The sequence below is a fragment of the Corynebacterium sp. H127 genome, assembly GCF_037482665.1.
Lineage (GTDB): Bacteria > Actinomycetota > Actinomycetes > Mycobacteriales > Mycobacteriaceae > Corynebacterium.
In genome coordinates, this window is sequence record NZ_JBBHKY010000006.1 from 170637 (window position 1) to 189840 (window position 19204).

The 19204-nt window shown below is 57.4% G+C and carries 20 protein-coding genes and 1 tRNA gene; 13 read left to right on the forward strand and 8 right to left on the reverse strand.

Features of this window, described 5'->3' with window-relative positions; translation table 11 throughout:
* Nucleotides 1-32 precede the first annotated feature (32 nt).
* The 6 genes from WG936_RS08255 (at nucleotide 33) to mfd (ending at nucleotide 6511) form a co-directional block, all read left to right on the forward strand.
* Nucleotides 33-863 carry a peptidoglycan recognition protein family protein gene (locus WG936_RS08255; RefSeq protein WP_339572625.1) on the forward strand — a complete coding sequence of 277 codons (831 nt, stop codon included), beginning with the start codon at nucleotides 33-35 and terminating at the stop codon, nucleotides 861-863.
* The gene (locus WG936_RS08260) at nucleotides 853-1092 is read left to right on the forward strand and encodes a holin (protein ID WP_339572626.1); all 240 of its coding nucleotides are present in this window, start codon (nucleotides 853-855) and stop codon (nucleotides 1090-1092) included. The genes WG936_RS08255 and WG936_RS08260 overlap by 11 nt, the downstream gene beginning before the upstream one ends.
* A gap of 3 nt (nucleotides 1093-1095) precedes the next feature.
* Nucleotides 1096-1575, forward strand: coding sequence for a hypothetical protein (locus tag WG936_RS08265; protein WP_339572627.1), 480 nt, complete (start codon nucleotides 1096-1098; stop codon nucleotides 1573-1575).
* A 13-nt stretch (nucleotides 1576-1588) separates the two neighbouring features.
* Entirely contained in the window at nucleotides 1589-1888 is a 300-nt protein-coding gene (locus tag WG936_RS08270; protein ID WP_339572628.1) for a hypothetical protein, read from the forward strand.
* Between the two features lie 403 nt (nucleotides 1889-2291).
* Nucleotides 2292-2903, forward strand: a complete 612-nt coding sequence (locus tag WG936_RS08275) for a TetR/AcrR family transcriptional regulator (RefSeq protein ID WP_339563833.1) — start codon at nucleotides 2292-2294, stop codon at nucleotides 2901-2903.
* Nucleotides 2900-6511 (forward strand): transcription-repair coupling factor, encoded by a 3612-nt coding sequence (gene mfd, locus WG936_RS08280; RefSeq protein WP_339572629.1) that lies wholly within the window; start codon nucleotides 2900-2902, stop codon nucleotides 6509-6511. The genes WG936_RS08275 and mfd overlap by 4 nt, the downstream gene beginning before the upstream one ends.
* Nucleotides 6512-6612: 101 nt before the next feature.
* Here the strand turns inward: mfd and WG936_RS08285 are convergent, their stop codons facing one another.
* The 5 genes from WG936_RS08285 to WG936_RS08305 all read right to left on the reverse strand — a co-directional run bounded on the left by WG936_RS08285 (nucleotide 6613) and on the right by WG936_RS08305 (nucleotide 11566).
* On the reverse strand, nucleotides 6613-7251 hold the full coding sequence (locus tag WG936_RS08285) for a response regulator transcription factor (protein WP_339563831.1): 639 nt from the start codon (nucleotides 7249-7251) through the stop codon (nucleotides 6613-6615).
* Nucleotides 7248-8405 (reverse strand): sensor histidine kinase, encoded by a 1158-nt coding sequence (locus WG936_RS08290; protein ID WP_339572630.1) that lies wholly within the window; start codon nucleotides 8403-8405, stop codon nucleotides 7248-7250. The genes WG936_RS08285 and WG936_RS08290 overlap by 4 nt, the downstream gene beginning before the upstream one ends.
* Nucleotides 8406-8414: 9 nt before the next feature.
* The gene (locus tag WG936_RS08295; protein ID WP_339572631.1) at nucleotides 8415-9251 is read right to left on the reverse strand and encodes a hypothetical protein; all 837 of its coding nucleotides are present in this window, start codon (nucleotides 9249-9251) and stop codon (nucleotides 8415-8417) included.
* Entirely contained in the window at nucleotides 9248-9916 is a 669-nt protein-coding gene (locus WG936_RS08300; RefSeq protein ID WP_339563827.1) for an ABC transporter ATP-binding protein, read from the reverse strand. The genes WG936_RS08295 and WG936_RS08300 overlap by 4 nt, the downstream gene beginning before the upstream one ends.
* A gap of 207 nt (nucleotides 9917-10123) precedes the next feature.
* Entirely contained in the window at nucleotides 10124-11566 is a 1443-nt protein-coding gene (locus WG936_RS08305) for an amino acid permease (protein WP_339572640.1), read from the reverse strand.
* A 186-nt stretch (nucleotides 11567-11752) separates the two neighbouring features.
* On the opposite strand from WG936_RS08305, the gene WG936_RS08310 reads away from it, so the two are divergent.
* Nucleotides 11753-12202: a MazG nucleotide pyrophosphohydrolase domain-containing protein gene (locus WG936_RS08310; RefSeq protein WP_339563826.1), complete on the forward strand. Its 450-nt coding sequence runs from the start codon at nucleotides 11753-11755 to the stop codon at nucleotides 12200-12202.
* Here WG936_RS08310 and WG936_RS08315 read toward each other — a convergent pair.
* A complete protein-coding gene (locus WG936_RS08315) occupies nucleotides 12199-12597 on the reverse strand; it encodes a hypothetical protein (RefSeq protein WP_339572632.1) in 399 nt (132 codons plus the stop codon). The genes WG936_RS08310 and WG936_RS08315 overlap by 4 nt on opposite strands.
* 136 nt (nucleotides 12598-12733) lie before the next feature.
* On the opposite strand from WG936_RS08315, the gene WG936_RS08320 reads away from it, so the two are divergent.
* The 6 genes from WG936_RS08320 to WG936_RS08345 all read left to right on the forward strand — a co-directional run bounded on the left by WG936_RS08320 (nucleotide 12734) and on the right by WG936_RS08345 (nucleotide 17266).
* A complete protein-coding gene (locus WG936_RS08320) occupies nucleotides 12734-13522 on the forward strand; it encodes a lytic transglycosylase domain-containing protein (protein WP_339572633.1) in 789 nt (262 codons plus the stop codon).
* Nucleotides 13523-13685: 163 nt separating this feature from the next.
* On the forward strand, nucleotides 13686-14960 hold the full coding sequence (gene eno, locus WG936_RS08325) for a phosphopyruvate hydratase (RefSeq protein ID WP_339563823.1): 1275 nt from the start codon (nucleotides 13686-13688) through the stop codon (nucleotides 14958-14960).
* A 216-nt stretch (nucleotides 14961-15176) separates the two neighbouring features.
* Nucleotides 15177-15620: an FtsB family cell division protein gene (locus WG936_RS08330; RefSeq protein WP_339572634.1), complete on the forward strand. Its 444-nt coding sequence runs from the start codon at nucleotides 15177-15179 to the stop codon at nucleotides 15618-15620.
* Between the two features lie 12 nt (nucleotides 15621-15632).
* Entirely contained in the window at nucleotides 15633-16187 is a 555-nt protein-coding gene (locus tag WG936_RS08335; protein WP_339572635.1) for a DUF501 domain-containing protein, read from the forward strand.
* Complete coding sequence (locus WG936_RS08340) at nucleotides 16188-17141, forward strand: Ppx/GppA phosphatase family protein (protein ID WP_339572636.1); 954 nt, start codon at nucleotides 16188-16190, stop codon at nucleotides 17139-17141.
* Between the two features lie 51 nt (nucleotides 17142-17192).
* Nucleotides 17193-17266: transfer RNA gene (locus WG936_RS08345), tRNA-Leu, on the forward strand.
* 659 nt (nucleotides 17267-17925) lie between these two features.
* Here WG936_RS08345 and WG936_RS08350 read toward each other — a convergent pair.
* A complete protein-coding gene (locus tag WG936_RS08350) occupies nucleotides 17926-18249 on the reverse strand; it encodes a helix-turn-helix domain-containing protein (RefSeq protein WP_339572637.1) in 324 nt (107 codons plus the stop codon).
* Nucleotides 18250-18508: 259 nt separating this feature from the next.
* Nucleotides 18509-19066, reverse strand: coding sequence for a helix-turn-helix domain-containing protein (locus WG936_RS08355; RefSeq protein WP_339572638.1), 558 nt, complete (start codon nucleotides 19064-19066; stop codon nucleotides 18509-18511).
* Between the last annotated feature and the right edge of the window lie 138 nt (nucleotides 19067-19204).

A 19204-nucleotide genomic window follows, 5' to 3' on the forward strand; every position in this document is an offset into this window, starting at 1 on the left:
GTGGGGGCATTTCTCATGAAAGGACTTTCCCCATGAAAGATTGGAAGGCTCTCGAGCCTGACAAGTACGCACTGGTGGGCGGGCATCGCTTTACTCGTGGACGCTCCCGGCCTATCGATCGCGTGGTCGTTCACCACAACGCCGGCGTGCGCATGAGCACCGAGGACTGCAAGCGCCTGTGGGACGAAGAACGCGAAGCGTCCGCCCATTACCAGGTGGAGGAAGACGGCACGATCGGCCAGCTGGTCAATGATTCGGACACCGCGTGGCACGCCGCCAACGCGGATATCAATGCCCGCTCCATCGGCATCGAGCACGCTAACATCGGCGGCCCACCACGCTGGCAAATCAGCGACAAGACCATTGAGGAGGGCGCGCACCTGGTCGCAGCCCTGTGCCACGCGTACAAGCTCGGTCGCCCCGCCTGGGGCATCAACGTCTTCGGACACTCCCAGTTCGCCTCCACCTCCTGCCCACACCAGCTCGCACCGGGCGGGGAAGACCACGACACCTATATGAAGCGTGCCCAGTGGTGGTACGACAACTTCAATTCCAAGCAGGCAGCACCCGCTGCAGAAAGCGAGAACGGCATGAACCTCTTCCAATCCATTGCCGACTTCATCAAGGGCTTCGTCGGCCCGATCGGACTCGACGTCAAAGCGATCCGCCGAGAGCTGACCGGCGGTCGCGACGAAGGCCAATACCCAGGATTCACCGCTGCCTACCTACTCAAGAACATCCGCGCCAAGGGATACGATCATTTGACCCTCGTGGATATGATCGCGCTGCTCATCTGGGGCACCGACGCGGACCGCGCAGCCGCCCGCAAGATCGGCGAGGCGGTATCCGACGATGCGCAGTAGAACCTTCTGGCTCGACACCAGCGAGCGAGCCATCAAGACCCTCGCGCAGACCCTGCTTGCCTGGCTCGTGGTGGATCAGGTGATCTGGGAGCTGGACTGGCAGCAAGGACTCGGCGTGGCTGCGACCGCGACCGTGGCATCGATCCTCGGCTCTATCGCATCCGCCGGCGTCGCCCAGCCCGAAACTGCATCGTTGGTGCCCAGCGGGCGCCATACCGCGGTGGAGTGAGCCATGCCTATCGATCATCTGCCGCTTCGCATGCGCCCGGGAGCCTACCGCCTGAGGGGGTGGGCGATGGGTGATGGTCCCGCGCTGCTCTTCGCGTCCGTGCTATCGATGTTCCTTGGCCTGTCGTATTTTGGCGTCTTTGGAGGCTATGACGCGGAGATTCACCCGATTGAGCACATTACCGATCAGAAGTTCTGGGCGGGCACGTGGCTCGCAGTCGGGGCGTGTGGTCTCGTGGCTGCTTTCGTCCCGTGTGCTCGCACTAGGAATGTGGTTTTCACCGTGTGGTCGGCGATGATGATGCTCTGGGGCACCAGCTATTTCCTCGGCTGGGCATTCGGCCACCTCGACCGTGGCGTCGCCATGGCCATCTTCTACTGCACGACACCATTCCTGGTGGCATGGACAGTGTGGCGGGGTAGCCGCTCGGAGCTGATCCTGAAGGGAGACGCGGATGGTCTTTCCCACCACCCTGCCCGATAATGCATGGGGCGCCTTGTCGATTTTCTTCATCATGATCGCGTCCTTGGCCGCTAATCGGGTCTTCACCCACGGCGCAAAGGAGCAGACGAAGCAAAATGACAGCGATGCCCGCGCCCAGGTCTTGCTGGACACGTTTACCGGGGAGATAGCCAAGCTGAAATCCCAGATGGAGGCAGGCTTCGCGGAGCGCGACGCCCGGCTGGATGACTTCGAGAAAAAGTACCATGCGGCCCTCGGCCACATCCGTGATTGGCGACGGCATTTCCCGGCGGCGTCGCTGCCGGCGCCAACCGAGATTGAAGCAGATCTCTAAGCTACTGACCCCCATCACCCATGCGGTGGTGGGGGTCCTTTTTCCGTTTTTGGACTGGGGTGATGACTTAGTTTCGTGACTACTTTTTGACTATTTTTCGCGCAGGATACGGCAAGAAAGCGCAGTACAGGGCAGGATTGAATAAGATAAAAATACCCGCCAACCAGGCGATAAACGCAAGGTCAACGGGCATTTTTAGGTAGCTTCCCCACCAGGACTCGAACCTAGAATGACGGTACCAAAAACCGTAGTGTTGCCGATTACACCATGGGGAAACGCGGCTTAAAGCTGCTCTAAGCACTCTACATCATCAGGTTTCAAAACCTGAAAAATGGGCCCTAGCTAATGGGATCATCCGGTGCTCACAGGCGCTTCTCCTGGGGGTTCAGCTACAGTCTCTTCTATGAGGAAACAGCGCATGACGGGCAAGGAGCGTCGCGAGCAACTCATTGAGGTCGGCCGTGTGGTGTTTGCGGAGCGTGGGTTCGAAGGAACCAGTGTTGAGGAAGTTGCCGCGCGGGCGCACGTATCCAAGCCGCTCATCTATGAGCATTTTGGTGGTAAAGAGGGGCTCTACGCAGTAATCGTTGATCGGGATATGCAGCTCCTGGAGCAAACGATTACGGAGTCCTTGGTCTCAGGTGGTGCGCGCCAACGTATTGAGCAGGCAGTGATGGCGCTGTTGGGCTTCATTGAGCAACACCCCGACGGATTCCAAATCTTGGTGCGAGACATGACTCCGGGGGACAATCACACCTACTCGACATTGCTCAATGACATTGTGGCCGAGGTTTCGCATATCTTGGCCAATGCGTTTGAGCGCTTAGGCTATAACCCTGATCTTGCAGTGTTGTACGGTCAGGCACTCGTCGGCATGATCTCCATGACGGCGCAGTGGTGGTTGGATGTGCGCGAGCCGTCCAAAGAAGTGGTGGCCAGCCACATTGTTAACCTGTGCTGGAACGGACTGGCGCATTTGGATACCGATCCACAACTTGAACTAGGAGCAAAGTGAGCAAGCTGCATCCCCCGGCATTAGCAGGCCTGTTGAAGGTTGCTGCTCGGGACCCGAAGATCAAAGGGCTCTTGGAGAACGTCGGGGCGCAGCGGCTGCACCTTTCCGGGATAGACCAGGTTCGTCCCTGGGCGTTGGCTGCATTGGCACAGCGTGCCCCGATTCTTGCGGTCACGGCAACTGGGCGTGAAGCGGAAGACCTGGCTGCAGAGCTCAAGGCAATGCTGGGCGATAAGGTGGCGTGGTTTCCGAGCTGGGAAACGCTGCCGCACGAGCGGCTTAGCCCAGGGGCGGACATTATCGGCCGCCGGGCAGAAGTCCTGAGCAGTGTGGATAGCCTCCAGATCGTTGTTACCGCAGCTCGTGGCTTCTGCCAACCGATTTTGGAAACCGCGCAGGGGAGAGCGCCCTTAGTCATTGAAACGGCTAAGGACTATGACTTCGAGGAATTGACTCGAGAATTGGTGTTCCGTGCCTATAACCACGTGGACATGGTGGCGCGCCGGGGAGACTTTGCCACTCGGGGCGGCATTATCGACGTCTTTCCTACCACTGCGGAAAACCCCGTGCGCCTGGAATTTTGGGGTGATGAGGTCACCGATATCCGGCAGTTTACTGTCGCGGACCAACGCGCGATCCCGGACCTGGAGCTAGCGAGTGTCCAGATTTTTCCGGCGCGAGAGCTGCTCATTACTGATGACGTCGCAAAGCGCGCTGGCGAGCTTGCGGTGGTACACAACGGTAACGCCGCGCTGGCAGAGCTACTCACCAAGATTTCGGAGAAGCAGCCGGCCGACGGCATGGAGGCGCTGATCCCAGCACTCGTGGACACACCACTGGTGGCTTTACCGCAGCTGATGCCACCGGGCACCCACGTGGTACTGATGAACCCCGAAAAAATCCGCACGCGTGTGACAGATTTGCAGGCTACTGATGCTGAATTCCTGGCGGCAGGATGGGAAGCCGCAGCCATGGGCGCAGATGGGCCGATCGCTGCAGAAGGCCTAGACCTGGCGGCGAGCTCATACCGAAGCTTTGAGTCGCTGATGACCGGCGACATCGTGTGGACTTTCGCTCCGCCGGGAATGGTCTTTGCAGCCGATGAAGATACCCTCCCGCTGGATTTCGAGGCTGCACCCGCCCCTCGGGGTGACGTGAAAGAAATTGACACCCTGATGGCGCTGCTACTTTCGCACACCACATCCGGTGGTAGAGCCGCTTTTATCGCCCCGGCTTCGGGCGCGATCAAACGCATGCAGGAGCGTTTCAAAGAAAAAGGCATCCCAACGAAAATCGCCACACCTGGCTGGCAGCCCTCTGCAGGGGAAGTCACGCTTTATCAGGCGATGTCCCATGCCGGTCTCGTGTTCCCGGGGCCCGAACTCGTGGTGATCACTGAAACTGACCTGACGGGTAACCGCGTTGGGGATATCGCAGGTGCTAAACGACGTCCTGCCCGCAAACGAAACAGGGTAGACCCGCTGGCGCTTAAACCCGGCGACATGGTCGTGCATGAAACCCACGGCATCGGTCGTTTTCTGAAGATGACGGAACGCACGATCAAGACTCCGGATGGCTCGACCTCGCGGCGGGAGTACCTCGTACTCGAATACGCCCCATCACGTCGTGGCGGCCCAGCCGATCAACTGTACGTGCCAATGGATGCGCTGGACATGCTGAGTCGCTACGTGGGCGGCGAGAAACCGACGCTTTCCAAAATGGGTGGCTCGGATTGGAAGAATACGAAGAAGAAAGCTCGCGCAGCAGTTCGTGAGATCGCGGGCGAACTGGTGGAGCTCTATGCCAAGCGGCAGGGCGCGCCGGGGCATGCTTTCGCCCCAGACTCGCCATGGCAGGCCGAGATGGAAGACAATTTCCCCTTCGTGGAAACCGAAGATCAAATGCTAGCGATTGACGCGGTGAAAGGGGACATGGAGAAAGCCGTCCCGATGGACCGTGTCATCGTGGGAGACGTTGGATACGGCAAAACGGAAGTGGCTGTCCGCGCTGCTTTCAAGGCAATCCAGGATGGCAAACAGGTCGCTGTGCTCGTACCCACTACGCTGTTGGCGCAGCAGCACCTTTCCACCTTTGAACAGCGCATGGATGGGTTCCCCGTGACAATCCGGGGGCTATCGCGGTTCACCTCCACCAAAGAGTCACGCGAAACAATCGCAGGTTTGGCCTCTGGTGAAGTGGATATTGTGATCGGCACGCACCGCCTCCTGCAGACGGGCGTGCAGTGGAAAAACCTTGGCCTGGTCATTGTTGACGAGGAACAGCGTTTCGGCGTGGAGCACAAGGAGCACATTAAGGCGCTGCGGACCGCGGTCGACGTGCTCACTATGTCGGCGACCCCGATCCCACGCACCTTGGAAATGTCCATGGCCGGGATCCGCGAAATGTCCACCATTTTGACCCCACCCGAAGATAGGCACCCAGTGCTCACATACGTGGGGGCGCAGGAAGAAAAGCAGGTCGCGGCTGCCATCAAGCGCGAGCTGCTTCGCGACGGCCAGGTGTTCTTCGTCCACAACAAAGTCTCCACCATTGAGAAAAAGGCCCGTGAGATCCGCGACTTAGTACCCGAAGCCCGCGTGGTGGTAGCGCACGGCCAAATGTCCGAAGATCTGCTAGAGCAAACGGTACAAGGATTCTGGAATCGGGAATATGACGTGCTGGTGTGTACCACGATCGTGGAAACCGGCCTCGACATCGCCAACGCAAACACTCTCATTGTGGAGAATGCGCACCACATGGGACTCTCCCAGCTGCATCAGCTCCGTGGCCGCGTGGGCCGCTCCCGTGAACGCGGCTACGCGTACTTTCTCTATCCGAAAGGATCGACGCTCACTGAAGCCTCTTACGACCGTCTTGCCACCATCGCTCAAAACAACGACCTAGGTGCCGGTATGGCGGTGGCGATGAAAGACCTCGAAATGCGCGGTGCAGGCAATGTCCTCGGTGCGGAGCAATCCGGACACATCGCGGGCGTGGGATTCGACCTCTATGTTCGTCTGGTCGGCGAGGCCGTGGAGGCTTTCCGCGCGATGGCAGATGGCCGGGTCCTCGATGCGACCGACAAAGAACCACGCGAGATTCGCGTCGACCTTCCCGTAGATGCGCATATCCCGGAGAGCTACATCAACTCAGAACGCCTGCGACTTGAGTTCTACCGCAAGCTTGCCGCCTCGACCTCTGAGTCGGACCTAGTGCTCGCGGTAGAGGAAATGGAAGATCGCTACGGCCCAGTCCCCGTGGAGGTCTCCCGGCTGCTCGCGGTTGCACGCCTTCGGCATGTCATGCGATCAGCAGGACTGACGGATATCGCAGTCCAAGGCACCCGCATCAAGGTGCATCCGGTGGAGCTACCTGATTCGAAACAGATTCGGCTCAAGCGCATGTTTCCCGGCGCGACATATCGTGCGGCAGCCCAAGCAATCCAGCTCTCCTTCCCCAAAGCTGGCCGCAACATCAGCGATCCACAGCTACGCGACGTCGAATTAGTTCAGTGGGCAGCAGACTTCATCTCAAAGATGTTCGATGTGCCGACAGTGGACGTCAGCGGAGGAAGTGGCGCGGCATCACGGGTGATTTCTATTAGCTAGTTTGGGTTGGTTGGTCGGTTGAATCTGTCACTTGGTGAGGTTGTTTTCAACGCTTTTTGCGACCTTCCGAAGTGTGAAATTCAGCAGCACAGCCCCGCAACCTAAGACACTACGCCGGCTCTAAAAGCCCAGATCACCAACTGCACTCTCGAAGTCACCCCGACTTTTGCCATTGCGGAGGAAAGATGCGTCTTTACCGTGGATGGCTCGAGAAATAGCTTTTGTCCGATCTCGATGTTGCTTAGTCCTTGTCCAAGGGCGCGAACGCAGTCGATTTCTCGGGGTGTTAGTTCTTTAGGGTCGGTCACCGCTCTGGTTTTCCGGCGCCCGAATTCGGCAATCACCCGGCGAGTGAGCGCTGCGTCGACGAGTCCTTCGCCCGATGCTGCGCGGGTGACTCCTTCGACTAAAACATCCATGGGGGAGTCCTTGAGTAAGACCCCACAAGCGCCGGCTTCGAGGGCCCCGAACACGTACTCATCGAGGTCGAAGGTGGTAATCACGATGACAGCCGGGGGGTCGTTGAGCTTTTGGATTTCAGAAGTCGCCCAAATGCCGTCGCCTTCCGGCATACGAATGTCCATACAAACGACGTCTGGGTTGAGACGAAGTACTGCGGTGAGGGCTTCCTTTCCGGATCCGGCTTCTCCGATGACCGAGATTTTTCCCGTGGCTTCGAAGATTGCTTTGAGGCCTTGGCGGATGAGGGGTTGGTCGTCGACAAGCAAAGCACGGATCATGGTGCGCTCCATTCGAGGGTGACTTCCCATCCTTTGTTGGTGGGGCGATTGCGGAGCTGCGCGCCGATGGCGGTGGCGCGTTCTGACATACTTCGGCTGCCGCGACCAGTGAATCCGGGGGAAAAGGTGCCGCGGGTGATCACCTGGAGAGCGTTCTGATGCCAGGCGACTTCGACGGGAGCATTCGGTGCGTGCTTGCGCGCGTTTGTTAGTGCTTCTTGGAGGATTCGGTACACGCTGGTGTGGATCTCCGCAGGCAGTTCAGGTGGGGTTCCAGAAACGGAGAGATCCATACCGAGGTCTCGGGACGTAAGTAGCAGCGCAGGAACATCGGCGAGCGTTGGCTGAGGAACGAGGTCTCGCTCAGCGTCGGATGTCACTTCGGAGAGCCGACCGACAGTTGCTCGCACATCGGAAAGGGCTTGAGAGATGCTGGTGGAAACTTGTTCCAAGTGGTCTTCGGCAGCCGCTGTGTTGGACTTGAGCAACGCGCGGGCAGCATTGGTTTGTATCGCGATAGCTGAGAGGTGATGTGCGGTTGTATCGTGTAACTCGCGAGCGATGCGACTACGTTCCTCCGCAATGGCATTTCTTTCGGCGAGCTCTGCTTGGGACCTCAGGGATTCATTCAGTTCACGGTTGTTGCGAATCGCTAGGCCGACACCGTAGGCGATCAGTAGCGGAACCACCCAACCAAGCACAGTGAGTACGTTAAATACCGTTGGCGAAAGCTGAGTCATCGGCGGTGTTACCGACGCGCGGAGCATTCCTACTATGAGGCTGAACAGCGCTAACGTCGTGAAATCCCGTGTCTTATGGCGAGAATGTAATGCCAAGGAGACAGCAGCGGCACTCGCAGCGATCCCGTTGAAACCTATAGATGACTCCTGCATAAGCAGGCAGTAGAGCGGCACAGCTGCTTCTGCCAGGGAAATCCCGAGCAATACCCCTAGCGGGAATCGTCGGCGTAGCAGCAGTAGCCCGCATTTGGCAATGATGAAGCACAGAATCAGCACCTGCTGAATTGGGGAGAATGGGAGCTCCACCATGGCTGGCGCCACCGAGCTGGAGAACAAGAACCCAAACAGATCCATGCCCAGGACGATGGCGAACAACACGATGTCCCTCGTGGCGGGACGGAAGTGAGGCTGCATGGTTTTAGCTTAGAGGTTGGTGCGGGCGAACCTGCTCAGTCCAATGCCCAAGCTGAGCACAGCCCACCCCATTAGGGAGGCAATGCCGATCCAAGGGTCGACGGCATGGGCTAGGCTTTGGCCGCCTGCCGTCGTGACTGCCGACGTCGGCAGCCAAGCGTAGCTCATGGGGTCCCAGCCCGCCATAGCGCCGATGGTGCCCACGATCACGCCGAGCATCACGACGCCCACAACAATCCCAATCGCAAGGCCAACTTTGCGTACCGCCAGCACAACTCCGATGATCGCGGCTGAAAACAACAGGATGGCAATGGTGCCCCGAAGCCATGTCAGGGCTAAGTCGCCGGCAGGAACGCTTAAGGAAACGCCGTGCATCTGTGCGGCAATAGCGGCGATGACGCTGGCGAAGAGGCATGCTGCAATGCAGACTACGAGCACCATCGCGAGGACCGCAGCGATCATGCTGAACGCCCAACGCAGTCGGCTGCCCGATCCGATTACTTTCCAGACAATCGCGCCCGAAGAAAATGCAACACTCGCTGCGGAGATGCTGAGGGCGACCATCGTGATTAGGAAAATTGAAATGCCAGAGGACTGGCCCGATCCGGTGATGTCCAAGGCCGCGAGCTGAAACCCAGAGAAAGCAGGGTTTGAGGCATCGATGAGTGCTTGCACCTGCTCGCCAACGGCGCCTTCGCCGACTTCTGGCGGGTCGATCTTCAACAGGAATGGTAGCGCCCACTGCAGTGATGCGCCGATACCGGTGGCGAAAAGCGCGAGGATTGCGATGAGGAACACGCTGGGCAGCATGCGCAGAGTGTAGAACTCGGACTTCAGACACTTCATAGTGTTGCTCCTTTGGTGGTGTGGGAAAAGTAAGTGGCCTCTAGGTTCCGGATTTCTGAACGAGCTCCGCTGAAGCAGGTCTCTCCGCGCGCGATGATGACGATGTCATCGGCAATCGCTTCAGCTTCAGCCAAATGGTGAGTGGCCACGATGACAGCCTTTCCGCGCTGAGCTTCGGCGCGCATGAGTTGTCCAAACCAGCGGATGCCATCGGGGTCTAGGCCGGAGGAGGGCTCATCAAGGACGAGGATTTCTGGGTCTTGGAGGAGCGTGCCTGCCAGTGCGATACGTCGCTTCATGCCGAGAGAGTAGGTTTTGATACGCCGATCGCATCGGCTCGCCATGTCCACCAACTGCAGCACTTCTTGGACTCGTTGTGGTTGCACTCCAAGGAGCTTTGTCATTGCGGTGAGGTGTTGCCTGCCGCTGAGCGCGGGGATAAGCCCGCCGTCGTCAAGCAACAGCCCGATCCGGCCATTGATGTCGATCTCGCCCTGCGCTCGGACGAGGCCCAGGGCAGCGCGGAGCGTGGTGGATTTGCCGGCGCCGTTGGGGCCTAGCAGCGCGGTGACGTGGCCTGGCTTTGCGACGAGGGTCGCGCCGTGAACGACCTCGGTGCCGTTAAAAGACACCCTGATTTCTTTTGCGGCGAATGTTGTTGTCATGCATTTAACGCTATGGTCAGCAACTTCGGAAAACATCGGCTAAGCAGGCATAAGTTCTTCTCCGCCATTTGGGGGAGATGCGCCCCGAATGGTCGGGGAGCGCTAGTGAGAAGATCAAGTGCGAGGGAATACTATACGAAGCTGCATTGCGCCCCTAAACCCAGATTGCGGGAGGGCCCAAGCTTGCACACAGTGGGTGCTAGGGCTTTAGAGTTCGAGGATGCCGGTGCTCAAGCCGAATGCTGCATAACACGCTCCTAGGATTACCGCGATAACGAGTACCCATTCGAAGGCGTTGAACCAGCGATCCTTGTTCGCAATGCGCTGCCAAACGTAAGGAACTAGGCCTGGTAGTACGAGCAAGGTACCAAACAACAAATAAGTGACATCGGCGGCGTAAAACAGCCACAGGGAGTACGCGAAAGCGACGATAGCGATGAAGAGGTGCTTGCGGTTATCTCTCGCGGAGACAGCGGGGCCGGAGTCGTCGAAACGTGTGCCTGCGTGCGGATGCGTGATCCCACGGCCTCGGGTGGCAAGCAACAGTAGATAGAGCGAGGAAAAGACGTAAGGCAGCATGTACATCATCGTTGCTAGCTGGACCATAGAGGTGTACGTGGTTTCGTTGACAAAAAAGATGATGACGCTGATCTGAATTACAGTTGTGGAGATCAATTGGGCGGAAAACGGGGTGCCGGCCTTATTGAATTTGCCGAAGCGAGCCGGAAGCAGGCCGTCGATTGCCATCAAAGTGATCGGCTCCGCGCACAACATTTGCCAGGAGACATACGCTCCGAGAACGGAAATGCACAGGCCAATAGAGATCAGGATTCCGCCCCAAGGGCCAACCGCTGCCTCTAGTACTCCTGCCATGGAATTGTCGCCGAGTCCGGCTAGTTCTTCTTGCGTCAGGACACCGTAAGACAGCGTAGTAACCGTGACCAATAGGGCCAGCACGGAAAAGAAGCCGATGATGGTCGCGCGGCCAACGTCCTTGCGGGTACGAGCTTGCTTGGAATAAACGGAGGCGCCTTCAACGCCGATGAAGGCCCACACGGTGAAGAGCATCATGCCCTTGACCTGATCAAGCACTGAGCCGGTGGCCCCACTGCGGCCCCAGAAGTCGAGAGTGAACTTATCCCAGCTGAATCCGATGAAAACAACCAGCAAAATAAAGGCGAAGATCGGGAGTAGCTTGGCCACCGTGGTGATCACGTTCATCGCCGCGGCCTCTTTGATGCCGCGGGTAAGAAGGATGAAGATTACCCAGGTCAATAGTGAGACAGCGATCGCCGAAGCCCAGCGGTTCTCGGCGGAAAACAAAGGGATGTAGTGCCCAAGCGTGGAGAAGAAGAGCGTAGCGTAGCCGACCTGTGCAATCACCGAGCCGAGCCAATAGCCCCACGCAGAAGCAAAGCCGACGAAGTCCCCGAGACCTGCGCGGACATAGGAATACACCCCTGAGTCCAGGTTAGGTTTTCTCAGGGCCAAGGCCTGAAATACGAAGGCGATGGAGAGCATCCCAACTCCAGCGGTTGCCCAGCCGATCAGCATGGCCCCCGGAGCCGCGACCGTCGCTGCTTGTTGTGGTAGCGCGAAGATGCCAGCACCTACGGTGGAGCCGATGATCAAAGACACGAGCGTCCACATGCGGACGGTGTGCTTGGGTTCTACTGAATTAGTCACGATGGATAATCTAGGACCCCACCATGTAGAAGAGCTACTTACCCTTAAGAGATGCTTTTCTGACGCTTCGTCAGGCGAGCGCAGCACACTGTGGTGTTAGCTTGGCTAAAACGACTTAAGCTGCACCTAGATGCGGAATGGATGAAAGAAATGCGTGAAATTGAAGCGAAATTCCCAGCTGATGACAACGGCGCGACTACCCCAATTAGGGTGGGCTCGCTGTCGGAGGCGCAGTGGGTGATGGCCAGGGCGCTGCAAGTTGGTGAATGGGAGCGTTCCATGACTCATGGGGAGCTACTTGCTTACCTTGATGAGGAAGTGGGTGAATTCCGTGAAGCGGTTACTGACTGGGAGCGTGAGCCCTCTGTGATTGCTGAGACAAAGCTGATGCAGGAGCTTTCGGATGTTTTGCTTCAAGTGCTATTTCACGCCGAATTGGCGCGACGGCGTGGCGTTTTTGACTTGGAGGATGTCGCAGCTGCATTCGTCGACAAAATGCGCAGTCGCGCGCCGTATCTCTTTTCAGGTGGAGATCGAGTTGTGGCGCGCGCCGAGCAGGAGCGTCTGTGGGCTGAGGGAAAGCGGCGTGAGGCTCGTTAGTTAGATAGCAGGATTTGAAGGTCCTGGACTTCCTTGGGCATTTCGATCGAGCCCATGATTTTTGGGTCTTCTTGGACAATGCCGCACTCGAGCGCCCGGTTTGAAATGTCCATTGCGGCTTTGTTGAGGATGAGCGTGGCGTCCTCGTTCTTGTAGTTCAGGCCGGCTAGTACGTTGCTGCCAGATGTCTTTACGCGTGCACCAAGTTCAGACTTGGTGGTGGGGCCCGTAACCAGATTCATATTTTGGAGGGTTACCTGAAGCGAACCACAGTCGGTGGTGGCGAGGTAATTGGTGTCCAGCAATCGCAGCATCTCGAAGGGGCCTGCTTGTGCAGGGGTGATGATTGCGATGGAAGCTGTGAGGGTGGCTAGGGCGGTGATGAGCTTACGCATTGAGATTCTCTCTGATCAGTTTTTCGGCCAGTAGTGATGTTACGAAAGTGGCTGATGTTATGCAAGGGGGTATTGGGGTGTTGTGAACTTCCTGTAAGCCGCATAGGCGACAAATTTCGCACTATGATCTTTCGCTATGGGTTCTGGAGTAAAGAAAGCGTTCGGTTGTGGCTGCGCGAGTGTGCTGGCCATAATCGTCGTGATCGCATTGGTTGGCTGGACCTTATCCGCCTTGAACACCCCAAACCCACTCCGCCCGCGTATCAATGTGCCGGAAGATGTGCCCCCAGCGGGCGCAGAAGCAGTTCCGCCTATCGACGTCAACGCCCCCGGTCGCACTGCCGCAAAATTGGGCTTTTGGGCCGAGCCTATCTCCGAGAAAATCGGAGTATCCACCGCTGCACTTCAGGCATACGGCAACGCAGAACTCATAGCCCAGCAAAGTTGGCCGGATTGTCACTTGCGTTGGAACACTTTGGCTGGTCTTGCGCAGGTAGAAACGCGACATGGAACGTATACCGGAAAGCTCTTCGAGGGTGCTGCCATCAATCAAGATGGCGTGGTTGAACCTCCGATTTACGGGGTGAAGCTCGATGGCTCGCCGGGTTTCGCAGACATCTCAGACACTGACAATGGTGCGATAGACGGAGACAAGGAACACGATCGAGCTGTTGGGCCAATGCAGTTCATTCCTGAGTCATGGAAACGCTTTGGCCTCGATGCGAGTGGAGACGGCAAAGCTGATCCGCAAAACATCGATGATGCTGCACTATCAGCGGCGAACCTGCTGTGCACCAATGGCGGAGACCTCGGCACTCCCGAGGGGTGGACGGCGGCGATCTACTCTTATAACCAGTCCGACAAATACGTTGCCGATGTTCGAGACGCGGCTGCCTCCTACGCAGTAAATCAACCTGCCTACTAGACACTTTTCACCGCATAAGGGGATAGAAACAGGTGGTGAACACGGCAAATGATTCGCGCCGTGGCTGGGGTTTGGAATTCGTGCCACAATTGACTGTAGGTGTGACGCACGCGCTGTTTCGCACAAACAGAAGATGTTTTCCCTTTGAATTAGGAGGCCAATAGTGGCTGAGATCATGCACGTTTTCGCTCGTGAAATCATGGATTCCCGTGGCAACCCAACCGTCGAGGCGGAAGTGGTCCTCGAAGATATGGCCCACGGTCAGGCTGGTGTACCTTCCGGTGCATCTACCGGTGCCCACGAGGCTCACGAACTGCGTGATGGCGGCGATCGCTACCAGGGCAAAGGTGTCCTGAAGGCTGTTGAAGCTGTCAACGAGGAAATCGCCGACGAACTTGCTGGCTTTGAGGCTGACGATCAACGCGCTATCGACCAAGCAATGATCGATCTCGACGGCACTCCAAACAAGTCGCGTCTTGGCGCTAACGCCATTCTTGGCGTTTCCATGGCAGTGGCAAAGGCCGCCGCAGAGTCCGCTAACCTCCCACTTTTCCGTTACATCGGTGGCCCTAACGCCCATGTTCTTCCAGTGCCGATGATGAACATCCTCAACGGCGGCGCACACGCCGATTCTGGTGTTGACGTCCAGGAATTCATGATCGCCCCAATCGGTGCTGAATCATTCGCAGAGGCGCTGCGCATGGGTGCAGAGGTGTACCACACCCTGAAGGCCGTGCTCAAGGAGAAGGGCCTGTCCACCGGACTCGGCGATGAAGGCGGATTCGCTCCTTCCGTTGACTCCACCAAGGCAGCTCTCGACGTCATTGTTGAAGCCATCAAGAAGGCTGGCTTCAAGCCAGGCGAGGACATCGCTCTTGCTCTTGACGTTGCGTCCTCCGAGTTCTTCAAGGACGGCAAGTACCACTTCGAGGGTGGCGAGCACACCGCCGAGGATATGTCCAAGGTGTACGGCGACCTCATCGCTGAGTACCCAATCGTTTCCATCGAGGATCCACTGCAGGAAGATGACTGGGAGGGCTACACCGCTCTCACCGCTGCCATCGGCGACAAGGTCCAAATCGTTGGCGATGACTTCTTCGTCACCAACCCAGAGCGCCTGGCAAAGGGCATCCAGGAAAAGGCTGCCAACGCTTTGCTGGTAAAGGTCAACCAGATCGGTACCCTCACTGAGACCTTTGATGCCGTTGATTTGGCCCACCGCAGCGGCTACCGCACCATGATGTCTCACCGTTCCGGTGAAACCGAGGACACCACGATTGCTGATCTTGCAGTTGCTCTCAACTGTGGCCAGATCAAGACTGGTGCCCCTGCGCGTTCCGAGCGCGTTGCTAAGTACAACCAGCTCCTGCGCATCGAGCAGATGCTGGGCGATGCCGCTGTGTACGCAGGCAAGTCCGCATTCCCGCGTTTCAAGTAAACCGGGTTCGCATAGTCTAAAAGGGGTTCGCTCGAGCGCAAGCTCGCGGGCCCCTTCGGCGTGTAAAACTGCTGCTGTGACAACTGGGACTAGAGTAGTGAAGCGATGGCACTGAAATCTCGAAGTTCAAGAACTCCCGTCCCGGTGAAAAATCGCCGGTCTGATGGGCAGGCTCGGCCTGCGCGCAGTTTGAAAGAGCGTGCCAGGGGACTCAAAGTGAGCGCAATTGAACTCATCGTCCTCATCAGTGTGCTCATCGTATTCTTGCTGATCATCGCCCTGCCGCTGCGAAACTACTTTCAGCAACGCAATGAGATCAACGAGGTAACGCAAGCCATCGTGCAAAAACAAGCCCGCAAGGACGAACTGCTAGGCGAGCTCGAGCGCTACCAGAACCCTGCCTACCTGGAGGAACAAGCCCGAAATCGTCTCGGAGTGATCGCCCCGGGAGAAGTAGCCTTCCGAATCCTAGATCCCACTATGCAGGGTGAAGAATCGTTGACGTCGACAAGCGGGCACCAAGAAAAGCCACAAGCTCCGTGGTACAACACGCTGTGGGATTCGGTAGCCAACCCGAGCCCGCAAGTAACCGGAGCTCCGGAAGCGCCACCTACCCCGGAAATGAAGATGCCAGTGCAGTCTGATGCGCCTTCGCCATGACACAATGGCAGCATGACTGTTTCTGAAACTGAACTTGCAGCCGTCACCGAGCAGCTGGGCCGCGAGCCCCGTGGCGTGCTCGAAATCTCCTACACCACGCCAGACGGGGCACCAGGCGTGGTTAAAACAGCACCACGGCTCGAAGACGGAACTCCGTTTCCGACCCTGTATTACCTCACCGAGCCGCGGTTGACTGCGGAGGCCTCTCGACTCGAGGTGGCTCATGTTATGAAGTGGATGCAGTCTCGCCTCGCCGAAGACGAAGATTTGCAGGCCGACTACCGAGCCGCACACGAGCATTTCCTCGCCGAGCGCAACAAGCTTGCGGATCTTGGTACTGATTTTTCCGGAGGCGGCATGCCCGATCGCGTGAAGTGCCTGCACGTTCTCATCGCTTACGCTTTGGCTGAGGGGCCACAAAGGGTTCGCTTTGGCACCGAGGCTGTGGCAATGGCCGCCGAACATGCAAACTTGCGTGGCACTGCCATCCCAGCAGACTGGCCAACCTGCGCAGAACTTGGAGTAGACCTAGCTGATTTCGATTTTTCCCATGCAGAGGTGAAGTAAATGGTCCGTGTTGCTGCCGTGGACTGCGGAACGAACTCAATCCGCCTTTTGGTGTCTGACTACTCCAATGGCACATTCACCGACATCTACCGCGGAATGAAGATTGTTCGCCTCGGACAAGGGGTGGACGCGACTGGCCGAATTGCGGAAGATTCCATCATTCGCGCTCGGGTAGCGCTCGCAGAGTTCGTTGACATCATGAGACGAGAGCACGTTGCCGCCCTAAGGATGGTGGCGACATCTGCTACCCGCGACGCGGAAAATCGGCAGGAGTTCATCGACATGACTGCCGAGCTCCTGAGCAAAGTCATTCCAGGTGCGAAAGCGGAGGAGATCACCGGCGCGGAAGAAGCCGAACTCTCATTCCGGGGTGCGGTCACGGACTTGTCCGCAAGCAGCAACACCATTTGTGTCATCGATTTGGGCGGCGGATCGACGGAGTTTGTCGTCGGCAAGCGTGACGGCGAGGTACTCGGTGCCGAGTCTGTACAGCTCGGCTGTGTGCGCCTGACTGAGCGCGTCATGACCGAAGACCCCGCCACTCCAGAACAGGTCGCTGAGGCCCGCGCGCTAGTTGCGCAGCGGCTTGCCGACGTCCAAAGCAACGTTCCCATCGCGCAGGCCGATACCTTCGTCGGAGTGGCTGGAACCTTCACCACAATTTCCGCACTCGCGCAAGGCCTGGAAACTTACGACCCCGCCCACATCCACGGCTCGGAACTCAATTTCGCGGCAACTGAGGTGCTAACCCGACAACTAATTGAGATGCCGGCAGCCACCCGGGCTGCGCATCCAGTGATGCATCCCGGGCGTGCCGACGTCATTGGCGGTGGGGCGGTAGTAGTTGATGGAATCATCGACATGATCTCGTCCTGCACGGACGTCCGCAGCTTCATCATCTCGGAAAAAGACATTCTAGACGGCATTGTTGCGGGACTGATTTCTTCCGAATAAGGCACGTAGACTAATCTGAACTAGTTCCAGTCACACAGCTGGAGCTCTTAAGCCCCTATAGCCCAATTGGCAGAGGCAGCAGACTTAAAATCTGCCAAGTGTCGGTTCGAGTCCGACTGGGGGCACAATGACCAGCACAAACGTGTTGGTCATTCTGCAATTTTGGGTCAAAGTGTCTAAAAAGTGTCTATTTAATATTTGGCACACGGTACAATGATCTTGCCGACATAGAAGTTCGGCAACGCTTTTGCGTTTTGACGATGAACAGTCGTGCGTGGTGGTTCAGCCCGCCGGTGATTTGCTTCGGTAGACATTGGCGGGCTTTCGCTTGATAACATGGAATTGTTCGGCCGTGATGGTTTGGACATTGCGTCTTGCGCCCGGAGCGAAGCGCCATAATTTAACGCGAGGCCCGCCACGTGGGAGTGCGCCCCAAGTTGGCGGGCTTAGCCATATCCCATATGAAGCCGATGCGCTGAGAGCCGTTTTAAGCGGTTTTGTTTTCGCGTGCGTGCCCTAGTGTCACTCAAAGGCTTAAAATGGACGCCGGGCAGGCCCAATACGTGCAGGTCAAAGGGTATTTGTGGGCCGAGTCGCTTCCCGGCCATACCGGCTCCCGGTTCGCCTGGCATGTTCCCGGTCAGGGTGAATGGTGCCCGCTGGGTCGCGGTCAACGCGGTATCCAACGGGCACCTGGGGGATTGTCGCCCCATCGTCTACCGGGGGTGGGTATCCGGCGGCGACGACAACATACTAACCCGGTGTCGGTGATCGTGCAGTGTGTCTAAGCGACTGGCTCACGACGTAGAAGCTCTTGCAGTAGCGCCTTGCTAGTTGCGGTGCTGAGCGAGGTGTTAGTGCCCCGGTATTGTGCCATGTCTGCATTGGTAAGTTTCCCGGCCTGATGTAGCGCTTGGATAGGGTCGGTGTTGTAACCGTGTGCAATGGACAGTACGAGGTCGGCGGTAAGTTTGGTGTCGCCATTAAGCTGCCTGCCTAGTTGGGCATGTGAAACACCTACGCACTCGGCGATCTGTCTGCGTGAATCGGTGGTGATCGCTAAAAGCCATTCGGGTTCGGGTGCCCGTCGTTTGTCTTCGTTACTCATGTGAACCATTGTAGCGTGAATAAGGCGTTAGGTGTTATGGTAGTTGCATGACTACTATTTACTATTTGTGCAGGTAGACGTGCCGCTGGTGCATGTTATGCATTGTTGCGAATTTAGTATTGTCCGATAAGGTATATTATGTCAAATTGACACGATTATGCGACGATTGCATAAACGCAATATGACCTGCACAAACTCCTGAGTAATGGGGAAGCGGTGCCCTGTCCGGTACATTATCGCCGGACAGTACACCTACCCCTTAATCGTCTAGGTGATCTTTCACGTCGTAATCGCTATCCTGGTCGCGCTCGCCAAGACCTGCGCCCGGGTCGTCCTTAAGCAGTTGCTCGATACCGCCCAACATGCGTTCCAGCATCGACTTGGATTGTGCGGAATCATCGGTATGGACGTTTTCGATAATGCGATCAACCGCCTGCAAGTGGGTGTTCACGCTGCGTGCGAACGCCTGCACTGCCTCGGCTGGTGGTTCGTCGAGTCGCACCATCTCGGCCCCCTCGGAGCTGTTCACCACTAGCTGGTACTCGTCGGTCAGGCGTTCGCGGAGCAAATCGACATCATCAAGTAGCCCGTCAATCAACGCTAGGCGACGTTTGTTTGCCCGGAGCTTTATGGCTTCGACGGCCGCCGAACTATCTGCACGCCAAGTATCCACCCCACGCCCTCTAAGGGCCTTGCTAACCGTCGTAGGGGAGCGCTGCATGACTTTCGCAACCTGGCGCACAGATAAGCCGCGAGCCTCGTAAAGGCGCTGCATTTCGTCTATCTCAGCGTCCAGAACTGGTTGATAGTTGGCCATGGCTAGCACTGTGAAGTGCCCCAGGTTTTGTTCCGCTTGAGTGGATGGGAAAATCTGGAACATGCCTAAGAAGTTTGACCAGGATGCGAAGGACCGCGTGGTCCGTCTTGTTGAGGATCGCATTCTGGCGGAGAATCT

Bases quoted from the DNA above. Each gene is read 5' to 3' on its own strand.
- WG936_RS08350 (WP_339572637.1), bottom strand. From the start codon at position 18,249: ATGAGTAACGAAGACAAACGACGGGCACCCGAACCCGAATGGCTTTTA.
- WG936_RS08310 (WP_339563826.1), top strand. From the start codon at position 11,753: ATGCGTGAAATTGAAGCGAAATTCCCAGCTGATGACAACGGCGCGACT.
- WG936_RS08255 (WP_339572625.1), top strand. From the start codon at position 33: ATGAAAGATTGGAAGGCTCTCGAGCCTGACAAGTACGCACTGGTGGGC.
- WG936_RS08275 (WP_339563833.1), top strand. From the start codon at position 2,292: ATGAGGAAACAGCGCATGACGGGCAAGGAGCGTCGCGAGCAACTCATT.
- WG936_RS08305 (WP_339572640.1), bottom strand. From the start codon at position 11,566: ATGTGGACGCTCGTGTCTTTGATCATCGGCTCCACCGTAGGTGCTGGC.
- WG936_RS08340 (WP_339572636.1), top strand. From the start codon at position 16,188: ATGGTCCGTGTTGCTGCCGTGGACTGCGGAACGAACTCAATCCGCCTT.
- WG936_RS08265 (WP_339572627.1), top strand. From the start codon at position 1,096: ATGCCTATCGATCATCTGCCGCTTCGCATGCGCCCGGGAGCCTACCGC.
- WG936_RS08295 (WP_339572631.1), bottom strand. From the start codon at position 9,251: ATGAAGTGTCTGAAGTCCGAGTTCTACACTCTGCGCATGCTGCCCAGC.
- WG936_RS08285 (WP_339563831.1), bottom strand. From the start codon at position 7,251: ATGATCCGTGCTTTGCTTGTCGACGACCAACCCCTCATCCGCCAAGGC.
- WG936_RS08290 (WP_339572630.1), bottom strand. From the start codon at position 8,405: ATGCAGCCTCACTTCCGTCCCGCCACGAGGGACATCGTGTTGTTCGCC.
- WG936_RS08320 (WP_339572633.1), top strand. From the start codon at position 12,734: ATGGGTTCTGGAGTAAAGAAAGCGTTCGGTTGTGGCTGCGCGAGTGTG.
- WG936_RS08260 (WP_339572626.1), top strand. From the start codon at position 853: ATGCGCAGTAGAACCTTCTGGCTCGACACCAGCGAGCGAGCCATCAAG.
- WG936_RS08355 (WP_339572638.1), bottom strand. From the start codon at position 19,066: ATGGCCAACTATCAACCAGTTCTGGACGCTGAGATAGACGAAATGCAG.
- WG936_RS08300 (WP_339563827.1), bottom strand. From the start codon at position 9,916: ATGACAACAACATTCGCCGCAAAAGAAATCAGGGTGTCTTTTAACGGC.
- WG936_RS08315 (WP_339572632.1), bottom strand. From the start codon at position 12,597: ATGCGTAAGCTCATCACCGCCCTAGCCACCCTCACAGCTTCCATCGCA.
- WG936_RS08335 (WP_339572635.1), top strand. From the start codon at position 15,633: ATGACTGTTTCTGAAACTGAACTTGCAGCCGTCACCGAGCAGCTGGGC.